The organism is Microbacterium sp. AG1240, assembly GCF_003635115.1.
Taxonomy (GTDB): Bacteria; Actinomycetota; Actinomycetes; order Actinomycetales; family Microbacteriaceae; genus Microbacterium.
Genome location: NZ_RBXJ01000003.1, coordinates 235466 through 260265 on the forward strand (window position 1 = coordinate 235466; position 24800 = coordinate 260265).

19 protein-coding genes are annotated in these 24800 nt (G+C 69.4%); 11 read left to right on the forward strand and 8 right to left on the reverse strand.

Going from position 1 to position 24800, the window contains the following annotated elements; all coding sequences use genetic code 11:
• Window positions 1-42: 42 nt before the first annotated feature.
• The 4 genes from DEU34_RS13275 to DEU34_RS13290 are packed head-to-tail and all read right to left on the reverse strand — an operon-like array spanning window position 43 to window position 4824.
• A complete protein-coding gene (locus DEU34_RS13275; protein WP_121151007.1) occupies window positions 43-1134 on the reverse strand; it encodes an aminotransferase class V-fold PLP-dependent enzyme in 1092 nt (363 codons plus the stop codon).
• On the reverse strand, window positions 1134-2021 hold the full coding sequence (locus tag DEU34_RS13280; RefSeq protein ID WP_121151009.1) for an acetylxylan esterase: 888 nt from the start codon (window positions 2019-2021) through the stop codon (window positions 1134-1136). Before DEU34_RS13280 ends, DEU34_RS13275 begins: the two co-directional genes overlap by 1 nt.
• Window positions 2018-3013 carry an acetylxylan esterase gene (locus DEU34_RS13285; RefSeq protein ID WP_121151011.1) on the reverse strand — a complete coding sequence of 332 codons (996 nt, stop codon included), beginning with the start codon at window positions 3011-3013 and terminating at the stop codon, window positions 2018-2020. The genes DEU34_RS13280 and DEU34_RS13285 overlap by 4 nt, the downstream gene beginning before the upstream one ends.
• On the reverse strand, window positions 3013-4824 hold the full coding sequence (locus DEU34_RS13290; protein ID WP_183042485.1) for a family 20 glycosylhydrolase: 1812 nt from the start codon (window positions 4822-4824) through the stop codon (window positions 3013-3015). The genes DEU34_RS13285 and DEU34_RS13290 overlap by 1 nt, the downstream gene beginning before the upstream one ends.
• 82 nt (window positions 4825-4906) lie before the next feature.
• On the opposite strand from DEU34_RS13290, the gene DEU34_RS13295 reads away from it, so the two are divergent.
• The 4 genes from DEU34_RS13295 to DEU34_RS13310 all read left to right on the forward strand — a co-directional run bounded on the left by DEU34_RS13295 (window position 4907) and on the right by DEU34_RS13310 (window position 9546).
• Window positions 4907-6205, forward strand: a complete 1299-nt coding sequence (locus tag DEU34_RS13295) for an alpha-L-fucosidase (RefSeq protein ID WP_121151015.1) — start codon at window positions 4907-4909, stop codon at window positions 6203-6205.
• Window positions 6206-6348: 143 nt separating this feature from the next.
• The gene (locus DEU34_RS13300; RefSeq protein ID WP_121151017.1) at window positions 6349-7620 is read left to right on the forward strand and encodes an extracellular solute-binding protein; all 1272 of its coding nucleotides are present in this window, start codon (window positions 6349-6351) and stop codon (window positions 7618-7620) included.
• A 76-nt stretch (window positions 7621-7696) separates the two neighbouring features.
• Window positions 7697-8659: a carbohydrate ABC transporter permease gene (locus DEU34_RS13305; protein ID WP_121151019.1), complete on the forward strand. Its 963-nt coding sequence runs from the start codon at window positions 7697-7699 to the stop codon at window positions 8657-8659.
• Window positions 8656-9546: a carbohydrate ABC transporter permease gene (locus DEU34_RS13310; protein ID WP_121151021.1), complete on the forward strand. Its 891-nt coding sequence runs from the start codon at window positions 8656-8658 to the stop codon at window positions 9544-9546. The genes DEU34_RS13305 and DEU34_RS13310 overlap by 4 nt, the downstream gene beginning before the upstream one ends.
• Before the next feature lie 3 nt (window positions 9547-9549).
• Here the strand turns inward: DEU34_RS13310 and DEU34_RS13315 are convergent, their stop codons facing one another.
• A complete protein-coding gene (locus tag DEU34_RS13315; RefSeq protein WP_121151023.1) occupies window positions 9550-10596 on the reverse strand; it encodes a M20 family metallopeptidase in 1047 nt (348 codons plus the stop codon).
• A gap of 85 nt (window positions 10597-10681) precedes the next feature.
• Here DEU34_RS13315 and DEU34_RS13320 point away from each other — a divergent pair, with 85 nt between their 5' ends.
• On the forward strand, window positions 10682-12289 hold the full coding sequence (locus tag DEU34_RS13320; RefSeq protein WP_121151024.1) for an amidohydrolase family protein: 1608 nt from the start codon (window positions 10682-10684) through the stop codon (window positions 12287-12289).
• Window positions 12286-13200, forward strand: a complete 915-nt coding sequence (locus DEU34_RS13325) for a sugar kinase (protein WP_121151026.1) — start codon at window positions 12286-12288, stop codon at window positions 13198-13200. The genes DEU34_RS13320 and DEU34_RS13325 overlap by 4 nt, the downstream gene beginning before the upstream one ends.
• Before the next feature lie 56 nt (window positions 13201-13256).
• On the opposite strand, the gene DEU34_RS13330 is transcribed toward DEU34_RS13325, so the two are convergent.
• Window positions 13257-14231 carry an ROK family protein gene (locus tag DEU34_RS13330; protein ID WP_121151028.1) on the reverse strand — a complete coding sequence of 325 codons (975 nt, stop codon included), beginning with the start codon at window positions 14229-14231 and terminating at the stop codon, window positions 13257-13259.
• Window positions 14232-14473: 242 nt separating this feature from the next.
• Here DEU34_RS13330 and DEU34_RS13335 point away from each other — a divergent pair, with 242 nt between their 5' ends.
• Genes DEU34_RS13335 through DEU34_RS13355 form a run of 5 tightly spaced genes read left to right on the forward strand, consistent with a single transcriptional unit; the run spans window position 14474 to window position 19860 of the window.
• Complete coding sequence (locus DEU34_RS13335) at window positions 14474-16144, forward strand: ABC transporter substrate-binding protein (RefSeq protein WP_121151029.1); 1671 nt, start codon at window positions 14474-14476, stop codon at window positions 16142-16144.
• Window positions 16145-16183: 39 nt separating this feature from the next.
• Entirely contained in the window at window positions 16184-17179 is a 996-nt protein-coding gene (locus DEU34_RS13340) for an ABC transporter permease (RefSeq protein ID WP_121151031.1), read from the forward strand.
• Window positions 17172-18164: an ABC transporter permease gene (locus DEU34_RS13345; protein ID WP_121151033.1), complete on the forward strand. Its 993-nt coding sequence runs from the start codon at window positions 17172-17174 to the stop codon at window positions 18162-18164. The genes DEU34_RS13340 and DEU34_RS13345 overlap by 8 nt, the downstream gene beginning before the upstream one ends.
• Window positions 18161-19021 (forward strand): ABC transporter ATP-binding protein, encoded by an 861-nt coding sequence (locus DEU34_RS13350; RefSeq protein ID WP_121151034.1) that lies wholly within the window; start codon window positions 18161-18163, stop codon window positions 19019-19021. The genes DEU34_RS13345 and DEU34_RS13350 overlap by 4 nt, the downstream gene beginning before the upstream one ends.
• Entirely contained in the window at window positions 19018-19860 is an 843-nt protein-coding gene (locus DEU34_RS13355) for an ABC transporter ATP-binding protein (RefSeq protein WP_121151036.1), read from the forward strand. Before DEU34_RS13350 ends, DEU34_RS13355 begins: the two co-directional genes overlap by 4 nt.
• A 31-nt stretch (window positions 19861-19891) precedes the next feature.
• On the opposite strand, the gene DEU34_RS13360 is transcribed toward DEU34_RS13355, so the two are convergent.
• Together DEU34_RS13360 and DEU34_RS13365 are read right to left on the reverse strand one after the other, a co-directional pair.
• A complete protein-coding gene (locus tag DEU34_RS13360) occupies window positions 19892-22141 on the reverse strand; it encodes a glycoside hydrolase family 3 N-terminal domain-containing protein (protein WP_121151038.1) in 2250 nt (749 codons plus the stop codon).
• Entirely contained in the window at window positions 22138-24624 is a 2487-nt protein-coding gene (locus tag DEU34_RS13365) for a glycoside hydrolase family 2 protein (RefSeq protein ID WP_183042486.1), read from the reverse strand. The genes DEU34_RS13360 and DEU34_RS13365 overlap by 4 nt, the downstream gene beginning before the upstream one ends.
• Between the last annotated feature and the right edge of the window lie 176 nt (window positions 24625-24800).

Consider the following 24800-nt stretch of genomic DNA (forward strand, 5'->3'; position numbering starts at 1 on the left):
CCGCCGGCCGGGGGCCCGTGTTCCGGCCCCCGGCCGGATGCTCTAGCGAGACAGGACTTCCGCGAGGACGGCCGCGCCCACCGCGTTCGCTTCTCCGGGGAGGAGCGGCTGCGGGTTCAGCGCGATGGTGTCGTCGGCGGTCACCAGCACCGCGACGCGGGGGCTCCGCTCCCAGAGGCGGTCGCAGAGGGTCTGGGCGTCGGGGCCGGCGAGGGTGACGAGCGTTCGCAGGTGCGGTTGACCCGCTTCGCTGGGGAAGTCCGTTCGCACTCGGGCTCCCACCGCGGCGACCGGGCCGAGCTGCTCGACCCATGTCCGGGCGATGTCGTCGTACGACGCGATGGTCTCTTCGTCGTCGGTCTGCACCGCGAGACGGACGGCGCTCAGCATCCCGGCGAGTTCCTCTTTGCCGACCTTCAAGAGTCGGCCGATGCCGTGATTCGGAGAGGCGCGCGCCAGCACCCCGTCGACGAGTCGACGGGACCCCACGACGAGCCCGCCGGTCTGCGGCCCGCGAAGGCCTTTTCCGCCCGAGAACACGGCGGCGTCCGCGCCGAGCTCGGTCGTGTAGTGCCACAGCGAGCTCACCGGCGGAACCTGGGCTGCGGCGTCGACGATCACCGGGATACCGCGTTCGTGGGCGAGGTGCACGAGCTCGCGCAGCTCGATTCCGGGGGCGGGATACTGCGTCCCCGCGAACCAGAGCACGCACGCCGTCTGCGGGCCGAGGAGCGCGGCGACGCTCTGCGGGTCCGCAGAGCTCTCTCGGATTTGGGCCCCCAGTATGCGGATGGCCGCGTCGTAGTCGTTCCGCTGAGGGGCCAGCATCAGCACCTCCCTGCGCACGGCATGCGCCGGCAGGGGGAAGTCGTCCTCGCGGGGGGCGGCGGCGTCGTACAGGGCGACGGCGGACAGCAGGGTCAGGGCCGCGGCGGCCCCCGAGGTCACAGCCGCCGCCTCGTTTCGCGTGAGCGCGGCGATCTCGTCGCCCACCGTGCGGTAGCGCGCGGGGAGGTCGACGTAGTGACGGGCGGCCTCCGCCATCGCCGCGACCGTCTCCTCCGCCATGACCGACCCGCCCAGACGTGTGAGCGTCGCGGCCGCGTTCAGAATGCGGTCGGGTCGATCCGTCATCACAGGGGAACGGCAGCGTCGAGGAATCGGGAGAGCGGACGCACACCGAGCCGGTTCGCGAGCCAATCGTCGCGCGCGTCATCGTCGAGACGGTCCTGCCCCGTGACGGCCAGCAGGGTCGCGCGAGGCAGCGCGTTCACGAGAGCGGCGGCGGCGGGATCGGTGGGACCGGCGCTGAGGAGCACCTCCGCCCGCACGCCCGGTGCCACGAGCAGGGGGTCGAGGTCCGCCCCCAGGTCGGGCAGCGTGTCGGCATCCTCGGGCCGGGACCTGCGCAGATCGTTGAGCTCCTCCAGGGGGTACGCGCGCGTCAACGCCGCCCTCTCCCACATCTTCGTCAGAAGGATGGAGTCGACGCGGACGGCGGCGACATCGGCATCCCTCGCCGCGACGAGGAGGGAGATATCGTCGCCGACGATGCCCACCCGCGTCTGATCGACGCCGTCGACGGCGCGCAGCAGCTCCAACCCGCGAGCGGCGTCGGCGGCGACCCCGCGCATGACCCAATCGGTCTCGATGTCGAGGGTGAGCAGGCCGGGATAGGGCGCCCGGAACGGAACGTCGGCGCCGCGCTGACCGCGGTGCATCAGCGTCAGCACGATGTAGCGCGACCGCTCGTTACTGTGCGGGGTGTGGTTGACCGACCCGTGGCGGGGCAGCTCCAGCACGGCCGGATGCGGGCCCGCCGCGGTCGGGATGCTGAGGTAACCGCCGATCCGGTACGACCCCGACCCGCGGAAGCCGACGCTGCTGGCGGTGAAGGTGTAGAAGCGGTACTGCTCCGTCGTGCGGCGGGGGTCGGCCTCGGCGACGAAACCCCCGGGGATGGCGGACAGCGCCGCGGCGAAGTCCGCCTGGACGACATCGCGCTCTGCGGAGATGGTCATGCGTTGCTCCCGGAACGGTCGGCCTCGCGCTCGGCTGCGCTGTTCGGGCGCAGGTGCTCGGCGAGGAAGGAATCGATGCGGCTCGCGACCCACGGCAGACCCGCGTTGTGCGCGCACCCCTCGTAGGCGAGGAACTCCACCGGCGACGTCATGGCGTCAGCGAGGGCGTAGGCCGTTTCGGGAGGACAGACGTCGTCCTGCAGACCGATGTAGATCTGGGTCGGAGCCGCCACCCTCGGGGCGAGGTTGATGCAGTCGAGGTACGCGTACGACCGGGCGATCGTGTCGGTCAGTTCCGGGTGGACGTGGAGCAGCTCGCGGATCTCCTGGTACGGGTAGGTGCGCGTCAGGCGCACCGAATCCATGATCCCGCACAGGTACGGCGCGCCCGCCGAGACGCAGCGCACCTCGTCCGGGCGCAGAGCCGCGACGGCGACGGCCAGACCGCCACCCTGACTCGATCCGTGGACACCGACACGGTCCTCATCCACCTCCGGCATCGAACGCAGAACGTCGAAGGCGCGAACCGTGTCGAGGTAGAAGTCGCGGTAGGTCGCCGACCGGGGGTCCGCGATGCCGTCGACGAGGAGACCCGGGTAGCCGGGGTCGACGACGTCGCGCGAGCGCACCTTGCCTCGTGGTGCGATCGAGAGCACCGCATACCCGGCGACCGCCCACGATTTCGCGATGGGCGGGTCGGAGATGTACCCGGGGATGAGGAGGAGTCCCGGCAGCGATCCCCGCTCGGCTCCGCTGGGGTAGGTGTACCACCCGCTGATCCGAAGACCGCCGGCGCTGGTGAACAGCACCTCGGCGACCTCGACGCCATCGCCGGAGCGCTCGGGGAACGCGACCCGCTGTGCGTCGGGGGCTTCACGGTCGAGATACGCCTCGGCCTCGGCCCAGTAGTCGTCGAAGTCGGCCGGCATGGGCACCTCGACGGGGTGCCGACGGGGGTTCGCGTCCTCCAGGACGAGGGGTCCGGCATCCATCACCGGGTCACCGCCCGGCGTTCGAGGATCCGACGCAGGGGTCGGAACCTGCCCACGGCATCGTCGAGGCCTCCCGGGCGGGAGCGGCGCATCCACAGCGAGCGCTGCTCGAGGAGCAGTGCGTCGAGCTCGTCGCGCATGCGCGAGGCCGTGTCGGCGTCGATCCCGGCGAGGTTTCCGTGACCGATGTCGAGGACGTCGGCTCCGAACAGGGCCATGCGGATGGCGTGATCCATCTCGGCGATGGTCAGCTCGCTGTCCGGTCCGCTGGGCGCGGCGCCGGCCAGCAGTGCCCTGGCCCCGACGAGCCGCTCACGGGCCGCGGCCACTCCGGCGGGCGACGGCCAGGAGCCGCGGGCGATCTCGCCGGCGCGCCACAGCACGGTGAACAGCTGACTGGCGTTCAGGAGGGGGGAATCGAGGTCTTTCGATGCGCGCCCCGCCTCGACGATCGCTCGTCCGAGGCGCCCGCTGGGGTCACCGACCACGATGTCGTTGATCAGGGCCGCGAGGTCCAGATCGCGGTTCGACTCCAGGCACCACGACACCGCGCCGCCGAGCAGCAGCGGACCGAAGGCGGTCGACGGCGGCTCGAGCGTGCCGTGGTCCCCCCACTGCGTGTTGAGATAACCGCGGGCTCCGGTGTCCAGGCCCGTCTGTGCGACGTCGATCAGGTTGTCGACGGCGTTGTCGACGCGGCCGACGAAGGACTGCCACGTGCTCGTACCCGGAGCGAGCCAGAAGGGCTCGCCGGATTCGATGAGGGCCTTGGCGCGTCCCCGCGCACCGTTGCGGGTCGCCTCCATGTCGAAGGCGATGGATTCCCACTTGGCGCGCAGCTCTTCGTCGGCGTTGTCGAGCACTGCTTCGCTCAGGACGGGGCCGTCGTACTGCCAGACGACGGGGACGGCGCGCTGGGGGACCCGGCCCATCAGCTCAGGGTGCTCCGCGAAGATGTCGGCCCAGAACTCCACCTGGAACCCGTCTCCGGTCAACTCATCGAGCAGGTAGCGCACGTACTCGAAGTACACCTCGCCGCGACCGCGGTCGGCGACGATCTCGGCGGAGGCACCGAGTCCGAGTTCGAACGGTTCGTCGGCACCGATGTTGATCTTCCCGCTGCTCGTGGTCTGCGCGATCTCGCGCAGCAGGGTGAGAACGAAGTCGGCGTTCTCGCGCGTGGGCTGCAGGGTCGCGGCCGCCCGGTGCTCGTTGGCCCACAGGTAGCCCTCGGGGGTCTCGGAACGATCGCTGTACGCCTCGTGGCGAAGCCACCGTTCCATGTGCCCCAGACAGTTCACCGACGGGACGAAGTCGATCCCCCGCGCCACGCACTCGCCGTCGAACCACCGCAGATCGTCGTGGGTCAATGGCGACGCGTCCTGCCAGACGACGTCGTGGCCCTCGAAGGCGAAGGTGTGCTCGATGTAGAGCTCGAAGTGGTTGAGGCGAGCGCGCTCGGCGAGCTGCAGGTAGCGCAGGAGGGTCTCGCGCGTGGGCACCCGGTCACGGCTGACGTCGAGCATGTAGCCACGGACGGCGAAGTCGGGGTGATCGGCCACGTCGAGGACGCCGGCCGACCACGACGGGTGCGAGCGCGCCTGATCGAGCGTCGCGAGCGCGTACCGGAGCCCGCGCGCGTCGGCGTGCTCGACGAGGATCTGCTCGGCATCCGCGTGCAGCCGGAAGCCCTCGGCGGGGAGCGATGCGTCGAGCCTGACCTCGAGCGGGGTGTCGCCGCGCGGTCCTGCACCCGGGGCGACGGTGCCGGTCCTCGGCCGGGGGAACAGCGAGCTCAGCAGGTCGGTCATCATGCTCCTTCATGGCCGGATCCGGGCATCCACGCCCGTCTCCCGACCTCGTTTTGTGCAGAGTCCTGCCATACTAGAGGACATGCCGACGGCGGATGACGCAGTCGAGAAGTCCCGCCGCCACGACCACGAATGGTTCGATCGCTCCCGCTTCGGGATGTTCATACACTGGGGCCCCTACTCCGTCGCCGCCCGTCACGAACAGGTGATGCTCCGAGAGGGCATCGACCCGGAGGAGTACGAGAGGTACGGCGACTACTTCGACGCCGACCTCTTCGATGCCGAGGCGCTCGCCGACGCCGCGTGGCGAGCCGGGATGCGCTACGCGGTGCTGACGGCCAAGCATCACGACGGGTACTGCCTGTGGCCGAGCGCCCTGACGGACTGGAGCGTCGCACGAAACCTCCCGGGGAGGGACCTCGTCGGCGAGTTCGTCACGGCGTTCCGGGCCCGCGGTCTGCGCGTCGGCCTCTACTACTCCCTCCTGGACTGGCACCACCCCGATTTCACCGTCGACGGCGTGCACCCGCAGCGCGGGGGCGACGTCGCCGCCCTCAACGCGTCGCGCGATATCGACCGGTACCGGCGGTACCTGCACGGCCAGGTGGTCGAGCTGCTCACGGGGTACGGCACCATCGACTACCTGTTCTTCGACTTCTCGTACGGCGAGGGGCGGAACGGGTTGCCGGGGAAGGGGGCCGAGACCTGGGGCTCCGAAGACCTGCTGCGCACGGTCCGAGACCTCCAGCCGCACATCCTCGTTAACGACAGGCTGGAGATCCCGGGCGACCTCGTGACGCCGGAGCAGCAGATGCCCGCGGCGGCGGACGGGACGGCGCAGCGATGGGAGGTGTGCCAGACCATCTCGGGAAGCTGGGGGTACGACACCACGGCGCTCACGCGCCGGACGTCGCAGCAGCTCCTCGAGCAGCTGGTGACGGCCACGTCGCAGGGCGGAAACATGCTGCTCAACGTGGGTCCCGACGCGCGTGGACGCGTCGATCGGGCGGCGACGGACGTCTTGGCCGACCTGTCGGAGTGGTTCGCACTGCACGAACGAACCGTCCGCGGCGCCGGGCCCGTCGCATGGCAGCCGCCGAGCGGTGTCGTGGCCACCGGCGCGGGGGACCGGGTCTGGCTGCATCTTCTGCAGTGGCCGCACCGGCACCTCATCCTTCCCGGGCTGCGTGGCAGGGTGCGCTTCGCCCGGTTCGTGCACGACGGCTCCGAAGTCGTGCGGGCAGCGCACCGGGATCCGTCGGCGCTCATGAACGAGCACACGGTGTTCCGGGTCCCGGTCGGCGACGAGGCCCTGGTCCTCCCCGTCGTTCGGCCGGACGTGCTGCTGCCGGTCGTCGAGCTGCACCTCGCCCCGGAGTGAGGCGCGTTTCGGTCGTGTAAACGATCCGCCTCGGATGCTACGCGGACGTAAATTCCTGCCGCTCGGGGATTGGGTATGGAAACTGTACAAACAAAATGGCAGTATTCATCCAGACACCGTAGTCACCCCTGAGAGGCGTACCCATGAGAACCCCACGCATCACCGCAGCCATCGCGTCCGTCGCGGTGGCCGCCCTCGCATTCACCGCCTGCGCGTCGGCCGATGCCGGCTCGGGACCGGAGAGCGCCGACCTGACCGTCTGGTTCATGCGCGGCGACGTCTCCGACGAGGCCCAGCAGTGGCTCGTCGACGAGTGGGCGACCCAGCACGACGGCGCCGAGCTCACTATCGAGATCCAGGACTGGGACGGCATCGTCACGAAGCTGCAGACCTCCCTCTCGAGCCCGCAGCAGACGCCCGACGTCGTCGAACTCGGCAACACGCAGGTGCTCGCCTTCGCCGCGGCCGGCGCGCTCACCGACATCTCGGACATGACCGAGGAGATCGGCGGGGATGACCTCATCCCCAGCCTCGTCGACACCGGTTCGTACGAGGACGCGCTGTACGCCGCACCCCTGTTCGCCGGATCGCGCATCGTCTTCTACCGCGAGTCCCTTCTCGAGGCCGCCGGCATCGAGGTGCCGGAGACGCTGCCCGAGCTCACCGCCGCCGCCGCCGCACTGCAGGCGGCCAACCCCGCGGGTACGACCGACTTCGAGGGCTTCTACATGCCCGCCCCCGACTGGGGTGCGGCGACGGGATGGTTCTTCACGAACGGTTCGAACTACGCCGAGCAGAACGAGGACGGCACGTGGAAGGGCACGCTGTCGAGCCCCGAAGGACAGGCGGCGATGGCGGAGCTGCAGGAGATGTACGAGACCGGTGGTCTCACGGCGGCGACGTCGACGACCCAGGACTACCAGCAGGCCTACGCCGTCTTCAACGAGGGACGCGCCGGCATGTTCACCTCGCTGAGCCTCACGTGGGACAAGATCGATCCGGCCATCCAGGAGGACACCGGAGTCATGGTGCTTCCGGGTCTCGAGGCGGGAACGCCCGGTGCCACTCTGGCGGGCGGATCGAACATCGCGATCTCGAAGAACTCTGCGAACCAGGAGAACTCCCGCGAGCTCATCCGCATGATCATGGGCGAGGAGTTCCAGACTCTCTTCGCGAAGGCCGGCTGGGTCCCGGGAAATCAGGCATACGGTGCGCCGCTCGCCGAGACCGCCGTGGGCGCCGCGGAGCTGGAGGCGGTGGCGGCTGCGCAGGCCACTCCCCTGGCCGAGAACTGGGCTGTCGTGGAGAGCAACGACGTCATCCGCGAGCTTCTGGTTCGCGTGGCCAAGGGCGAGGACATCGAAGCCCTGGGTGCGGAATTCGACGGGAAGATCGAGTCCCTCCTCAACGGCTGATCGCTCAGCCCCTCCACCCCACCGTTGAGGGGCTGCGAGTTCTGCTCGCAGCCCCTCCTCCCGAACGGAAGAGCCCATGACCATCACTGCCGCCCCCGTGGCCGGGAGTAGCGAAAGCCCGCCGGTGACGAGTGCCCCGGCACCGCGGCGGCGTCGTCGCAACCTGACCCCGCTCTATCTCGCACTCCCCGCCGTGGGGATCATGGTGGTGGCGCAGGGGTACCCCCTCGTCACCCAGTTCCTGATGTCGTTCCAGGAGTTCGGGTTGCGACAGCAGTTCGGCGCTCCCGCTGATTGGGTCGGGCTGAGCAACTACATCGCCGTCCTCTCCGACCCCGGGTTCTGGGCGGTGCTGTGGCGCACCCTCCTCTTCGCCGCCGTCTGCGCCACCGCCACGATGGTCATCGGTGTGCTCGCCGCCATCCTCATGGGGCGCGTGAAGGCATGGGTGCGCGTGAGCCTGCAGGTAGCGATGCTCCTCGCGTGGGCGACGCCCCACCTGTCATCGCTCACGGTGTGGCAATGGCTCTTCAACACCCGAAACGGAGTGGTGAACAACGCGCTGGTCGCGATGGGATTCACTCAGTTCGCGAATCACGGCTGGCTCCTCGATCCGGTGTCGTTCTTCGCCATCGCCGCGGCGGTCGTGATCTGGGGCAGCGTGCCCCTGGTCATGCTGATGACCTACGCCGCGATGACGCAGGTCGACACCGAGGTGCTGGAGGCGGCGCAACTCGACGGCACGACGGGGGCCCAGCGGTTCCGTCACGTCGTACTGCCCTGGATCGCCCCGATGCTTCTCCTCGTCGGGCTCCTCCAGATCATCTGGGACCTGCGCGTCTTCACGCAGATCTCCGTTCTACAGGACGGCGGCGCGGTGGCGAGCGAGACCAACCTCCTCGGCACGTACATCTATCAAGTGGGACTCGGACAGGGCAACTACGGTTCGGGGTCCGCCATCGCGATGATCATGCTCCTGCTGACCCTCGTGATCACCTTCGGCTACGTGCGTGAACTGATGAGACGAGGCGACGCATGAGTGTCCAGTACGCCACCCCGACGACCCCGCTCCCCCCTCGCCGTCGCGGACCACGCCTCCGAACGCGCACCGGGTCGTTCTTCCTCAATGCACTGACCCTCCTCGCGGCCGTGGTGTGGGTGTTCCCCGTCTACTGGATGGTCAACAGCAGCCTCCAGTCCTACAGCGGGGTCTACGGCGCCAACGCCAACCTCGTGCCTTTCCCGTTCTCGGTCGCCTCCTACGGCGAGGTGCTCGCCGACAGCAGCTTCTGGCGGGCGATGTCGCAGAGCGCGACCGTCACGGCCATCGCGGTGGTGGTGTCGCTGTTCAGCGCGGTCCTCGCCGCGGCGGCGCTCAGCCGGTTCCGGTTCCGCAGCAAGCGGGCGGTCCTGCTGACCATCCTCATCGTCCAGATGATCCCCGCTGAAGCCCTCTTCATCGCGCAGTACCGGATGATGGACGGCTGGGGACTCATCAACTCGGTCGTGGGGCTCGCGCTTCTCTACGCGGGGGCTTCGATCCCCATCACCATCTGGATGCTCAAGGGCTTCGTCGACGGGATCCCCTACGAGCTGGAAGAGGCGGCCCAGATCGACGGCTGCAGCCGTTTCGGGGCCTTCATGCGGGTCACCATGCCGTTGCTCGCGCCGGGGTTCGTCGCCTCGGGGGTGTTCGCCCTGTTGGCGTCGTGGAACGAGTACACGCTCGCGCTCGTGGTCATGACCGACCCCGGGTCGCTCACCCTCCCGCTGTGGCTACGTCGCTTCAGTTCGCCCTTCGAGGCGACCGACTGGGGTGCGGTGATGGCGGGTTCCGCGCTCATCGCGATCCCCGTGATCATCGTGTTCATGTTCGTGCAGTCGCGGATGGCGACGGGTCTCACGGGGGGCTCGGTCAAGGGCTGACGTTCACGGGGCGCCCGCGTCCTCGGTCCCGCAGAAGTCGAGGACCACGGGGGAGTCGTCTTCGACGACGCTCCAGGGAAGCCACTCGAGCCCCGGAGCGAGCGTGTAGGACACCTCGAGCTCCGGGTCTGCGGCGCGGCGACCGTCGAGCCACGACTCGATGCCGTCGGCGACGGATCGCGGAGTCATACCGGGAACCGTGCGGATCTCGAGGCCGAAGGTGGCCCTTCCCGGGGTGACGCCGAACGACACCCCCGCCGACAGGGTCACCCCCACCGTCACGGTCGGAGCAGCCTCCAGGGCACCCACTCGCGCGGAGGGGAACGACAGGCTCGATGCCGCATCCAGCATCAGTTCCGCCGCCTTCAGCGCCGCGTTGACGGTGGGGAGCCTGTCGGACAGTCCCGAGTGCTTCTGGGTTCCGCCGACGGTCACCATCGCGCCGAGGATGCCCCGGGAGACGAGGTGGATACCCTGCCAGTCGCGAGTCCATCCGCTGGGCTCGCCGATGAGCGCGGCGTCGATGCCGGCGTCCGCGAGAAGGGGGGCGATCAGACGTGCTCCCGCGCCGGCTCCGGCCTCCTCGTCAGCGAGCAGCCCCAGGACGACGTCTCCTCGCAGCACGACTCCGCTCGCCTGCACCGCCCGCACCGCGATCAGCATCGCGGCGACGGCCCCCTTCATGTCGGTCGTGCCCAGACCGACGAGGTCGCCGTCGATGAGCGTGGCCGCGAACGGGTCGGAACGCCACTGGTCTGCCGCGTCGCCGACGGGTTTGGTGTCGACGTGCCCGCAGAGCAGGAGCGTGCGTCCTCCGCCCGCGCCGGGGATGCGTGCGATCAGACTCGGACGGTGGCGAACGGGTTCGACGATCCGACGGTCGAGCACGCCCATCTCGGCGAGGATGCCGTCCAGGCGCGCGACGACGAGCCGTTCGTCGCCCCACGGCGGGATCTGACTGTCGATGGAGACCAGCTCGGTGACGAGCGCGAGCAGATCGTCGGTGTGCTCGTCCAGATATCGGTCCACGGCTGCGGTCACATTGGTCATCTCGTCCCCCTCGACGTCACGGCTGACCCGACGGGGGCCGACTATGTTTGTATGGACATGGTACTAACCCGACGGGAGTGTCGTTGTGCTGATCACGGGAGCGGTCGTCGTCGACGGCACGGGGGCGCCGAGGTACGAGGCCGACGTGAGGGTCGCGGGTGCGCGCATCGAGACCGTCTCTCCTCGGATCGCGCCGAAGGCGGACGAGGACGTCCTGGATGCTGCGGGTCTGATCCTCGCGCCGGGATTCATCGATATGCACGCGCACTCCGATCTCGAGGTACTGCGCCCGGGGTCGCACACCGCGAAGCTCCGCCAGGGGGTGACCACGGAGGTCATCGGTCAGGACGGCCTCTCGTACGCCCCCGTCGACCGCGAGACGCTCGCAGACGTTCGGGAGAGGATCGGCGGCTGGCACGGCGATCTGCCGGACGCGCGCTTCACCTGGCGCACGGTCGATGCCTACCTCGCCGCGCTCGACGAGGGGATCCCGACCAACTGCGCCTACCTTGTCCCCCAGGGCAACGTGCGCATGATGGTGGTCGGGCACGGTGCGCAGGCGGCGACCGCGGGCCAGATCGACCGGATGCGCGGACTCGTTCGTGAGGGCCTCGACGCCGGTGCGTTCGGTTTGTCCAGCGGTCTGACTTACGCTCCGGGGATGCACGCCTCGTACGCCGAGCTCGCGGCCCTGTGCGAGGTCGTCGCCGAGTACGGCGGCTACTGGTCCCCGCACACCCGCAGCTACGGGCGAGCGGCCATCGAGGCGTACAGCGAGGTGATCTCGATCGCCCGAGACACGGGGTGCGCCGTTCACCTGACGCACGCCACCATGAACTTCGCCCCGAATCGGGGCAGGGCGAACGAGCTGCTCGACCTGGTGGACAGCGCCGTCGCCGACGGCGTGGACGTCACGCTCGACTCCTATCCCTACCTGGCGGGAGCGACCACGCTCGCGGCCCTCCTGCCCGCGAGGTTCACCGAGGGAGGCGTGGTGGGGGCGCTGGCGCTTCTGGGAGACGCCGATGCGGTGGAAGGACTCCGCGTGGCGTGGGAGGAGACCGGCACCGACGCCTCGCACGGGGAGATCATGGATTGGGACGCCTTGCAGATCTCCAGCGTGGAGAGCGCGGCGCTCGCCGAGTGCGCGGGGCGGACGATCTCGCAGCTGGTGGGCGAGCCCGCACTCGGGAGTCCGCCTACCGGCTTCGACGCGGCGGTGCAGATCCTCCGCCGCGACCGGCTCAGGACCGGCATCCTGATGCACATCGGCGACGAGGCGAACGTCCGCGCCATCATGGGTCACCCGCGCCACATGGGCGGCAGCGACGGGATCCTCGTCGGGGCACGCCCGCACCCCCGCGGGTGGGGGACGTTCCCCCGGTACATCCGGGAGTACGCCGGGCGCCAGGGGATCTTCACGCTCGAGGAGTGCATCCGGCACCTGGCGGGCAGTCCCGCGCGTCGTCTGGGGCTGACCGACCGCGGGACGGTGACGGAGGGCGCCGTGGCCGACCTGGCTGTCTTCGATCCCCTGCGCATCGGCGACGTCAGCACGTACGACGACCCCCGACGGGACTCCGACGGCATGACGTACGTGACCATCGGCGGTGAGCTGGTCATCGACCGCGGCCGGCCCACGCAGCGGCGGGCCGGGCGCGCGCTTCGTCACTCCGCGGGCGGTGCGCGATGATGCCCGCCCGTGAACGCACGCCGATCGACGTGCTCTGCGTCGGGGAGACGATGGCCGTCCTCGCCCCGGAGGATGCCCTGCCCTTCCGCGTCGGCGGCCCGCTCGCACTGCACGTCGGCGGGGCGGAGTCGAACGTCGCCGGGGGGCTCGCGGCGGCGGGCCATCGCGTCGCGTGGGCCAGCAGGGTGGGCAGGGATGCTTTCGGCGACCTCATCGTCGACGAGCTCGCCGCTTCCGGCATCGACGTGAGCTACGTCGAGCGCACCTCGGCACCCACCGGGGTGTACTTCAAGAGTCCCGAGAACGACGGAGTGCGCCCCCTGTACTACCGCTCGGGGTCCGCAGCATCCACGATGGACGCCCCGTTCGCCGACCACCTCGCCGAGAGGGTGCAGCCGCGGATCGTGCATGTCAGTGGCATCACGGCGCAGATCTCCGCCACCGGTCTCGAGCTGCTGCGCCGCGTGTGCGTCGACCGGGTCTTCGCAGACGCCCTGGTCAGCTTCGACGTGAACCACCGTCCCGCGCTCGCGGACGCGGCGACCCCCGACGCCCTCCTGGCCCTCGCCCGTGCGGCGGACGTCTGCTTCGTGGGTGCCGACGAGGCAGCTCGCGTGTGGGGCTGCAGCGCCGCTCAGATCCCCGAGCTCCTCCGCGGACCGCGTCACCTCGTCGTGAAGGACGCAGACGTCGACGCCGTCGAATACACCGGCGCCGTCCTCACCCGCGTTCCCGCTGCTCGCGTCGAGGTCGTCGAGCCGACGGGGGCCGGCGACGCCTTCGCGGCGGGGTGGCTCGACGCCTACCTCGCCGGGGCGTCGGCCCACGTCCGTCTCGAGGCGGGGCACCGCAGGGCGGCGCTGGCGCTCACTTCTCACGGTGACACCTCGCACGGAACCGGAGCACGCTGACCCGCGACCCGGCCGTCAACGCCCGCCTCGCCTGAACGGGCGGGGAGGGGCCGCGTCTACGGTCCGAGGGTGGCGGCGCCGACCGCGGCGGTCGTGCTGCCCTTCGACGCGACGATCAGCCGCTCCTCCAGGCGGAGGGCACGCAGAAAGGCGGAGTGCCTCGACCTCTCGCGCAGCGCGTTGGCCGCGGCGAGCCGCAGCGGTTCTCCGACGGATGCCACGCCCCCGCCGAGCACGATGAGGTCCGGATCCACCGACAGGGCGATCATCTGGATCGCGGTGGCGAGGGCGGAGGAGAACTTCGTCCGTACGGCCACGGCGGTCGCGTTCCCCGCGTCCGCCGCGTCGAACATGCTGGACGCCGGCTGCTGCCCGGCCGCGACGGGCCACATGCGCGCGAGGGCGCTTCCCGAGGCGTACTGCTCGATGCATCCTCGCTGCCCGCATCCGCACATCGGGCCGTGCGGATCGATGGGCACATGGCCGATCTCGCCGGCGATACCGGCCGCCCCGCGCCACAGCTCTCCGCGCACGACGAGGCCGGCCGCCAGGCCGGTTCCGACGGAGATGAGCGAGACCACCCGGTCGTGCAGGCCCAACTCCTCCACGATCCCGCGAGCGGCCACGTTGACGTCGTTCTCGACGCGGACGTCACCGGCGTAGCCCAACCGCTCACGGACCAGCCGGGCGAGAGCGACGGGCTTCGCGATGCGCAGGTTGACGGCGTGCTCGATGACCCCGCTGCGTGCGCTCACCAGTCCCGGGATGCCGATACCGATGGCGTCGACGTTCGACACGTCCAATCCTGAGGCGCTCGCGAGGCTGCGGGCCGCTTCGTGGATGGTGTCGAGCAGACCTTCGGCGCCGGACAACGTGGCGATCCGAGCCCGAGCGACGATCTCGCCGGTGGGGCCCAGCACGATCCCCAGCGTCTTCGTCCCCCCGATGTCGAAACCGATCCGGTACCCCGAGCCGGTGACCGGATCGACGCGCGCCGCCACTCGTGCGGCGTCGAGCGGTGGCGAGGTCATGGTGAGCTTTCTGGTGGTCCGTCACGGTGAAACTGTTTGACTGCACTATATACAAACAATCCCGGGGCCACCCTCTTCCGCTCGATCGCCTCCGGTCGTCCTGGCGCACGAGCCGTATATCGGCGAATTCGCAGCACCGCCTGTCTTTTGCTATTGGGCAAGAGCGGGTGTTACGTTGTGCCCCTGACAAACCCATGCACCACGGGTAGCGCAACGAAGCATCATGGGAAGGACCCGACCACATGCAGAAGAAGTACCGTTTGGGAGTTCTTGCGGCCGCAGCCGCGGTGGCTCTCGCTCTCAGCGCCTGCACCGCAGGTGGCGGCAGCGGCTCGACCGACCGCGCGCTGCGCGTCTGGGCGGGCGATCAGACCCCCGTCGAGGGCAACTTCAACCCGTTCTCGCCGACGGTGCTCAAGGTGCTCGGGCCGGTCTACGAGTCGCTCTTCCTCTTCAACAAGGCGGCGGACACCGAACCGGTGGGCCTGCTCGGCGACTCCTACGAGTTCAACGACGACGGCACCCAGCTGACCATCGAGCTGAAGGACGGGCTCAAGTGGAGCGACGGCGAGGACCTCACTGCCGAGGACGTCGTATTCACCTTCATGTACGAGGCCAACAACCCCGAAGGCGTGGGCCTCGTCTCGGCGGAGGCGACGGATGACACCACGGCCGTCCTCACCTTCGACTCGCCGCAGTTCGCGAACGTGTTCGCGCGGCTGGGTCAGACCTGGATGCTTCCGGAGCACGTGTGGTCGGACGTCGACGACTTCTCGACCTTCACCAACGACGCGCCCGTGGGCTCCGGTCCCTACGTCGTCGACAGCGTCAGCGCCGAGTCGTACACGCTCACCGCGAACGAGAACTACCGCGAGGCCGACGACCTCGAGATCACGCGGGTCCAGTACGTCGCCATCAACGACAACCAGACCGTCCAGGACCTCCTGGCGGCCGGTGAACTCGACTGGGCGGGCTTGTTCATCCCGAACCCCGACCCCGTGACGGCCAACGGGAGGATCACCTTCCTGAACGCGCCCCCGCAGGATCCGACGGCGATCTACACCTGCTCGAACGCCGCCCTGGGCTGCACCGGTCCGCAGACCGATCTGGCCGTGCGCCAAGCCCTGAACGCGGCCGTCGATCGCGCCGAGATCAAGGAGAAGGCTTTCGTCGGTCGGTCGGGGGACATCTCGCCCGCCTTCACGCTGCTCCCGCGCGACGAGAAGTGGCTCGCCGATGAGGCCAACGCCGTCAGCCCCCAGCAGGCCGCACCCGATGAGGCTGCGTCGATCCTCGAGGCCGCGGGCTACGCGAAGGGCTCGGACGGCATCTACGCGAAGGACGGCCAGCGCGTCGAGATGAACCTCATCTCCATCGACGGCTGGACGGACTACAACGACGCGGCCAAGCTCATCGCCGAAGAAGCGGTCGCATCGGGCATGCAGATCAACGCATCGACCGTGCAGAACCAGGAATTCGCCGACGCCCGCCAGACGGGCAACTACCAGCTCGCGCTGGGCGGCATCGTCGGGCCCTCGCTCGCCGACCCCTACCAGATCTACCGGGACTGGTTCGGCGGGGAGGCCGTCGGCTCGACCTCACCGGTGGGCGAACGCCTGCCGACGGCGCGCTACAACTACGTCCGCTACAACAACCCCGTCGTCGACGAAGCGATCCTCGCGGCAACGGTCACCGATGACGAGGCGGCCAAGAAGGCGGCGTACGCCACCATCCAGACGGAGATCGTCCGCGACCTGCCGTACATCCCGCTGGTGGTCAACGCCACCCAGATCTTCTACAACACGGGCGACTACACGGGATGGCCGACCAACGATGACCTGTACGCGTTCCCGGCTCCGGCCGAGCGCGGGCAGAACGGGTACATCCTCAGCAAGCTGAAGCGCGTCCAGTAACGCACGTCTGCGAGAGCGCGGGAGTAGGAAGAAAACGAGATGGCCTTTTATGCACGAAAGCTCGGCTTCTACGCCGTCACCCTCTGGGTGGCGATATCTCTGAACTTCCTCCTCCCGCGCCTCATGCCCGGGAACCCGGCGGACGCCATCCTGATCAAACTGGAGCGGGACGGCGGGTCGGTCTCCGAGGCCACCGTCCGCAACGTCCAGGCGCTGCTCGGCTCCAGCGACGCGACGCTCTGGGAGCAGTACATGCAGTACTGGGGCAGCCTCGTCAGAGGTGACCTCGGCATCTCGGTGACGCGCTATCCCACTCCCGTGGTGGACCTCATCGCCGGCGCCCTGCCCTGGACCCTCGTCCTCGTCGGAATGGCGACACTGATCTCCTTCATCCTCGGTGTGGCACTGGGCGCATGGGCCGGATGGAAGCGCGGGACGTGGGTCGACCACATCATCCCGGCCACGACCGGGCTGCAGTCCATCCCGTACTTCTGGCTCGCCCTCATCCTCATCGCCGTCTTCGCGGTCGGGTTGGGGTGGTTCCCCGTCTTCGGCGGATACAGCGTCTTCGAGTTCCCGAACGGGCCGGAGGCATCCTGGATCTTCCTCTCGGATGCTGCGGCGCACGCCGTGCTTCCGGCGATCACGATCGTCCTGAGCTCCGTCGGCGGCTGGTTGTTCGGGATGCGCAACATGATGGTCTCGACCCTCGCCGAGGACTACGTGACGACCGCGGAAGCGAAGGGACTGCGTCCGCGTCGCATCTTCGCCGCGTACGCCGCGCGCAACGCGGTCATCCCCTCGGTCGCCGGGTTCGCGATCACCCTGGGATCGGTCGTGGCGGGCTCCATCGTCATGGAGCAGGTCTTCACCTATCCCGGCATCGGGCAGTTGCTCTTCCAAGCTGTCCAGAACAGCGACTACGCGCTGATGCAGGGAGTCTTCCTCGTCATCACCATCGCGGTTCTGGCCGCGAACTTCTTCATGGACCTCGTATACGGATTCATCGACCCCCGGGCGCGTCACAATGTCTAACACTCAGCACCTGAACACCGACGACTCTCCCGTCACGCGAGACGTCTCGACCGTTCCGCCGCGCACGGAAGCGCTCGCGACGCGTCGCGGACGGCGTCCGGGCAAAAGGTTCCTGCCTCGGATGTCGGCCAAGCTGGCGACCGGGTTGTTCCTCGTGATATCCATCACCCTCTTCTCCTTCCTCGGGCCGTTCTTCACGCAGGACCCCCGAAACTCCGGCAACGCGGCGATGCAGCCGCCGTCGTGGGAGCACCCGCTGGGCACCACCAAACTCGGCTACGACGTGCTCGCGCAGTTGGCCAACGGCGGGCAGGGCTCCCTGCTGGTCGGTCTCGTGGCCGGCGGGCTGGCGATCGTGCTGTCGATGTTCTTCGGCATCCTCGCCGGCTACCTGGGGGGCTGGCGCGACGAGGCCCTCTCGCTGGTGACGAACATCATGCTGGTCATTCCCGGGCTTCCGCTGGTGATGGTCATCGCGACGTACTTCCAGTCGCGCACCTGGCTCCTCGTCGCCCTCGTCCTCGGTGTCACGTCCTGGGCGGGTTCGGCCGTCGTGCTGCGCGCGCAGGCGCGGTCCGTGCGCGCGCGCGATTACGTCAACGCCGCCAAAGTGTCGGGTGAGAAACCCGGCCGGGTCATCCTGGTCGAGATGATGCCGAACATGCTGCCGCTGCTGACCGGCCAGTTCCTCTTCGCCGTGGTGTTCGCCATCCTCGGCGAAGCAGGTCTGTCGTACCTCGGGCTGGGGGCGACCGACTCGATCACGTGGGGAACCATGCTCAACGACGCACGCAGCGGGCAGGCGCTGGGTACCGGTGCCTGGTGGTGGTTCGTTCCGCCGGGCATCATGATCGCGCTCTTCGGCTGCGGACTCGCGCTCATCAACTTCTCCATCGACGAGATCATCAACCCCAAGCTGCGCACGGCGCCGGCCGCGGCCCGCCGTGTTCGCAAGGTAGCGAAGGAACAGGGGGTCACCGCATGACCGCGCCCACGCAGCCGGTGCTCACGGCTCGGAACATCTCGATCACGTACGAGGTGACCCCGCCCGTCCAGGCGGTGCGCGACGTGTCCTTGACCTTGAACCGGGGAGAGATCCTCGGCCTTGCGGGGGAGTCCGGCTGCGGTAAGACGACCCTCGCCTACGGCCTGAACCGTCTGCTCAAGGCCCCGGCGCTGATGACGGCGGGCGAGGTGATCTTCCACGACCGCTCCGGTGAGGACATCAACGTGGTGTCGCTGTCGCGCGACGCGCTCCGCACCTTCCGTTGGGACAAGATCTCGATGGTGTTCCAGGGCGCCATGAACTCGCTCAACCCCGTGACGACGGTGAAGTCGCAGCTCTTCGACGTGCTCGACACCCACCGCCCCGGCATGTCACGGTCCGCGAAGACGGAGCGCGCTCAGGAGCTGCTGCGCATGGTCGGGGTCGATCCCGATCGTCTGACGAGCTACCCGCACGAACTGTCCGGCGGCATGCGGCAGCGAGTGATGATCGCGATGGCTCTCGCGCTGGATCCGCAGATCATGATCATGGACGAGCCGACGACGGCCCTCGACGTGGTCGTCCAACGCGGGATCATCCGCGAGATCATGAAGCTTCGGGAGCGACTGGGCTTCGCCGTGATCTTCATCACGCACGATCTCCCCATGCTCATCGAGATCAGCGACCGCATCGCGGTGATGCTGCAGGGCCAGATCGTCGAGGAGGGCACCGCCGAGACCATCTACCGGGCCCCACGGCACGAGTACACCAAGAAACTGCTCGCCAGCTTCCCGCGACTCCGGGGAGAGCACGGTCAGTTCGTCCGCGGTGTCCCGGCGAGCAAGGAGCAGCGATGAGCACCACCACCACGCGCAGCGTCCTCGAGGCGCGGAACCTCAAGAAGGACTACAAGACGCGTTCCGGGATGAGGTCGACCATCCTCCACGCGGTGAAGGACTTCTCCTTCACACTGGATGCCGGACGCACCATCGCTCTCGTCGGAGAGTCGGGGAGCGGCAAATCCACGGTTGCGAAGATGCTGATGAAGCTGGAGCAGCCCACCTCCGGAGAGGTGCTCCTGGACGGCGCGGCGACGGCGGACCGCGGTCGGGGGCTGTCGTCGTACCGCGCCTCGGTGCAGATGGTGTTCCAGGATCCGTTCGCCTCGCTCAACCCTTTCCACACCATCGCGCACCACATCGAACGGCCTCTTCGATTGCAGAACCCCGGCGCGAAGACCGCGGAGATCGACCGCCGGACCCTGGAGCTTCTGGATCGGGTGCAGCTGCCCCGCACTTTCGCGGCACGCCGACCCCACGAACTGTCCGGCGGCCAGCGCCAGCGCGTCGCCATCGCCCGGGCGCTGGCACCCGGCTCGCGGTTCATCATCGCCGACGAGCCCGTCTCGATGCTCGACGTGTCCATCCGCCTCGGAGTCCTGAACCTGCTCGCCGAGCTGCAGGAGGAGCACGACCTGGGTGTGCTGTACATCACCCACGATCTGGCGACGGCCCGCCATTTCTCCGACGACCTCATCGTCCTCTACCGCGGTGACATCGTGGAGCGCGGATCGGCCGAGGAGGTCATCATGAACCCGCAGCACGACTACACCAAGACGCTGCTGGACGCCGCGCCCGACCCCGAGAACCTCGGCAAGCTGCGCGACGAGGTGCGCCGGGAGATGGAGGCGCGGTAGTCGGTCGCGTCGAGCCCCCGCGCCGGGCCGTTCAGGACGGCGTTCGGGGCTGAAGCTCGATGCGATGGATCGTGTCCCCCACGACCACGTCGACGGACGTCGTGACAGTGGCGAACGGGGCGCGTTCCGCGGGGGGAACGAACAAGCGGTCCGACGCGACGGCGATCCGCAGATGCGTCGTCTCACCGGGGGAGAGGGTGACGCGCTCGAACGACACGAGTTCGGAGCGCCGCGGTACGACCACACTGCCGCGCCGCTCGACAAGCACGCGGACGAGTTCGGACGCATCCCCGCGCCATGCCGATGAGGTCGGCACGTGCGCGAGCCGCACCGTGAACACGACGCCCGCGGCGTCGGCGGTGTGCGCGACATCGCTCGATGACACCCGCGCGTATCCGCAACCGGCCCCGATACGCGCGAAGAGCGGCTCGGATGCATCGTGATAGATGCCGTCGGCGGCGTGGCGGTCGTCGTCGTGAAGCGGCGTGACGCCCGTGGCCGCGGGGAGGGAGGCCGCGAGACGTCCGACGGGCTGGCGCACCCCGGTCACGATGTCGGCGATGGCGCGCCCGCCCGAGGGGCCCGGGTAGGCGCAGAAGAGCACGGCGTCCGCCTGATCGGCGAGCCCGGTGAGGACGTAGGGTCTCCCGGCGATGACGATGGCGGTGAGAGGGGCGGTGGTCGCCGCTCTGAGGGCGCGGACGGACTCGTCCTGGGCGTGCGGCAGCTCGAGGCTGGCGCGGTCGACCCCCTCGCCCGCATCCGCGTCGGCCGCCGACACCGCAGCGCCGTTGTCGGCGAAGGTGTCGCCGTCGCCCCGATGGCTGGTGCCGCCGAGGACGGCGAAGACGTGGTCGGCGCCGGCCACCTCGTCCCTCGCGGCGGAGGAGAGGAGTCCCGCGGTCAGGGCGGCCGGAGGGAGGGTGATCACCCTCACCCCCCTGGCCTCGCCCGCGCGCCGGATCTCGGCGGCGACGCTGGGCACGCCCTCCGGGCCGATGGGGGAGACGTAGTCGCCCAGGAGCGCGGTGGGCTCCTCGGCGTTCGGTCCGATGACGACCCATCGCCGCGCATCCGAGCGGGCGGGGAGCGCATCGGCGTTCTTCAACAGAACGACCGACTGCGCGGCGATCTCCGCGGACGACGCGCGCACGGTGTCGACGGCCGCCGCGTAGACCTCGCCACGCTCCGCGGGAGCGCTGGGCGGGGCGAGCAGACCGAAATGCTCCTTCAGCGCGAGCACCCGTCGACACGCGCGCGTGACGGCGACCGCAACGGTCTCGCTCGCGTGTGCGGCTTCTTCGAGGTGGGCGTACGACTCGTCCCACAGGCTGAGGTCGACGCCGGCCGTCACGGCAGCGGCGGCAGCGGCCCGTGGGGTACCGAGCTGGCGGATGATGCGATCCACGGACTTGCCGTCGGCCATCACCACCCCGTCGAAGCCCCACTCTCCCCGGAGGATGCCGGTGAGCAGCTCGCGGTCGGCCACGCACGGAACGCCGTCGATGTCGGTGTAGGCGGCCATGACCGAGACGGCGCCTTCGCGCACTCCCGCGCGCGCCGCGCGGAGATGGGTCTCCCGAAGCTCCCGCATGCCCAGCGACGCGGTCTGCCCGTTGCGGCCTCCCATGCCGTCGCCCTGCGCCGCGAAGTGCTTCAGAACCACGCCGACACCCGAGGAGTCGTGCAGCCGCGAGCGGTCGGCGCCCTGCATCCCGCGCACGACGGCACGGGTCATGGCCACCGCGAGCTCCGGGGACTCGGCGAAGCACTCTTCCGACCGGCCCCACCGAGCGTCGCGGAGCACGTCGAGCGTGGATACCAGGGCGAGATGCACGCCCTGGGCGCGCAGGGATGCCGCGACGGCGGCGCTGGCCTCTTCGAGCAGGGCCGGGTTCCACGTCGCCCCGACGGCGAGGTTCACCGGCAGCAGCGGTGCGCCCAGTGCCTGGTGGCCGTGCGGTGCCTCTTCGGAGATGAGCACCCCCGTCCCCTGGCGGGAGCCGGCCGTCACCGCGCTCTGCACGAGGGCCGCGACTTCCGCCCGGTCCTCCGGGTGGATGCCGTTGGCCCAGTGCATCCCCGACCAGGCATCCGCGCGGAAGAGCCCGTAGAGCGCGCCCATGCCCGACCAGCGTTCGAGCTCGGACAGGAACGCATCGGTGAGCTCCCAGCCGCGGGGCGTGCGCCGCACGCTCTCCCACCCGTAGAGCCGCTGGTTGAGCTGGCCGACCTTCTCGCGCAGCGTCATTCCCGCGAGGATCTCGTCGACGCGGGTCACCGGTGGAACTCGTTGCGGGTCATCACGACCGGCGTGCTCGTCAGCGCCTCCGGATCCAGGGGGACGGACGACGTCACGGAGAAGACGTGGGTCTCACCGGGCAGAAGCGTCACCAGGGCGCTGTCGACGACCGCCGAACGGTCGACCTTGTCGGCGAGGATGCTGAGACCGGTGAGGACCGTGCGGGCCGTCACGGCCACGGTGGTCACGTGGTGCGCGTCTTCTCGACGAGCGGTCACCGACGCCGACCACTGCGGAGCGGGCAGATGCACGAACTCGTCCATCGCGAAGGTGTGGGTCGCCCGCATCGCCGTGTCTCCCGTGTGCCCCTCGATGTCGGCCACGAGGATCTCGCGGCGTTCCGAGCTCGGCAGTGAGAGGTGGTGGGGGATGCGGAGGGTCTGCACGGAGCGCGCGGCGACGGCGAACGGCAGTTCCCCCGAGGCGGTGACGGGCCCGGCGAGGGCGATGCGGCGCAAGAGCGCTGCTCCCGTCCAGTCCTCGTCGGTGTCGTTGACCACCGTCATCGACAGCCCCGCCTCGCGGGGTTGGATGGTCACGAGCCGGTCGGCGTAGGCGCGTCGGAGAGCGAACCACCCGAGCTTGCGCCCGCCGCCGTAGTCGAGGACGGACCATGACAGGGCCGGCCAGGTGTCGTTGAGCTGCCAGACGATGCTGCCCGCGGCCCGGGGCCACCACGAGCGGAAATGCTCCACCGCGGTCCGGATGGCCTCGGCCTGATTGAGCTGGGTCGCGAAGTGCCACAGATGCGGAGTCTGCTCGATCCGCTCGATGTCGGGGAAGCGCATCCGCATCCGCTCTCGGAGATTGTGCATCCCCGTGGGTTGTTTCTGGTGCGCGATGAGAGCGGGGGCGTCGGCGCGCACCTCGTCGTCGCCGATCGCATCGGCGAGGGTGGACCAGTTCGCCGGGGCCTGCCATCCGAACTCGGCCGTGAAACGGGGTACCGAATCGCGGTAGTGGGCGTAGTCCAAGCGGTTCCACGGGTTCCACAGGTGGGCGGTCCCCTCTTCCGGAACGTTGGGTGCGACACCGGGTGTCATCGATGTGGGACTGGAGGGGATGTACACCGCATCCGGGTCGTGGCGATGCAGGGCCTCGGGCAGGATGCGGCGGTAGTAGTCCTCACCCCACGGCGCGCCCTGGAGCCGTTCCTGCCAGCCCCAGCCGTGCCAGCCCAGTTCGGTCTCGTTGGAGCCGTTCCACACCACGACGGAGGGGTGCCCGGAGATCCGCATCGCGACGTCCGCGGCCTCGGCCGATATCTCGGTCGACAGCTGCTCCGTCTCGGGGTACGCGGCGCAGGCGAACATGAAGTCCTGCCACACGAGCATCCCCGTCTCGTCGCACAGATCGTAGAAGTCGTCGCCCTCGTACACTCCCCCGCCCCAGACCCGGAGGAGGTGGATGTTCGCATCGGCCGCCTGCTGGATGCGTTGTGCGTAGCGTTCGCGGGTGAGGCGTGCGGCGAACACGTCGTCGGGGATCCAGTTGGCCCCCCGCACGAAGATCGGGCGCCCGTTGATCCTCACGGTGAAGGCGCGGCCGTATTCGTCCGCCGCCGTGTCGACGTCCACGCGCCGGAACCCCACCTTGCGGACCGTCGGAGGCGCGGAGGGGTCGCTGACGGAACGGACGGTGAGCGTATGCCGGGTGGCTGCACCCAGGGCGCGCGGCCACCACAGCTCGGGGTCGTCGACGTGCACGTCGATCCGCGTGTGCGTGCCGGTGATCGGCCGCACCCACTCGTGCTCTCCCATGCTGATGACCACGTCCTGCGTCACCGCGGCATCGGCTTGGGCGACGTCGATGACCACGGTACCGCGACGGAGGTCGTCGGAGACGCGCGTGTGGACGGCCGTGACGTCGAACGCCGACGGGGTGAGCGCGCGCAGCCGACCCGTCCGCCACAACCCCGCCGACACGAGCGTGGGACCCCAGTCCCACCCCACGCTGGACGCCATGGTCCGCACCCGGTTGTACGGGTGCGCCCAGTCGAAGGGGTAGTCGATCCCGTCCGCCGCCGCCCGGGCATTCATCTCGGCCACGGTGGAGCGGAACACCACGTGAATCGTGTTGCGACCGCCTCTGAGCAGGTCGGTGACGTCGAACGCATAGCGGCGGAACATGTTCTCCGTGCGACCGACGGTCTCGCCGTTCACCCGTACCTCGGCGATGGTCTGGAGCCCATCGAATTCGAGCCGCCAGGTCGTCCCGTTTGAAGGCGCGCCGAGTTCGACGGTGGTCTCGTACGACCAATCGGTGTCCGCGACCCACGCGCTGGCTTCTTCGGAACGGCCGCGGAACGGGTCGGTGATGATCCCCGCGTGCAGCAGCGCGTCGTGAACGGCTCCGGGCACCTCGGCCGGGAGGCTCGCCCCGGCGGAGGACGGAGCTCCCTCGGGGAGTTCGCCGTGGGCGGAGAGGCGCCACTTCAGATCTTCGAACTCGATCGTGCGCACGTCGTCGTCCTCCGTTGGTTCGCGCGAACACCGAGGGCGCACGCGTCGACGTAAATATGTTCGCTAACCATACTAACCCCGCTCTCGCGAGCCTCGAGAGGGGGCGCTCAGGATGCGGGCTCGGGGGGAGCGGGTCGAGGGCGCCGTCTTGGCCGGGGGCGTGCCAGTTGGTTAGA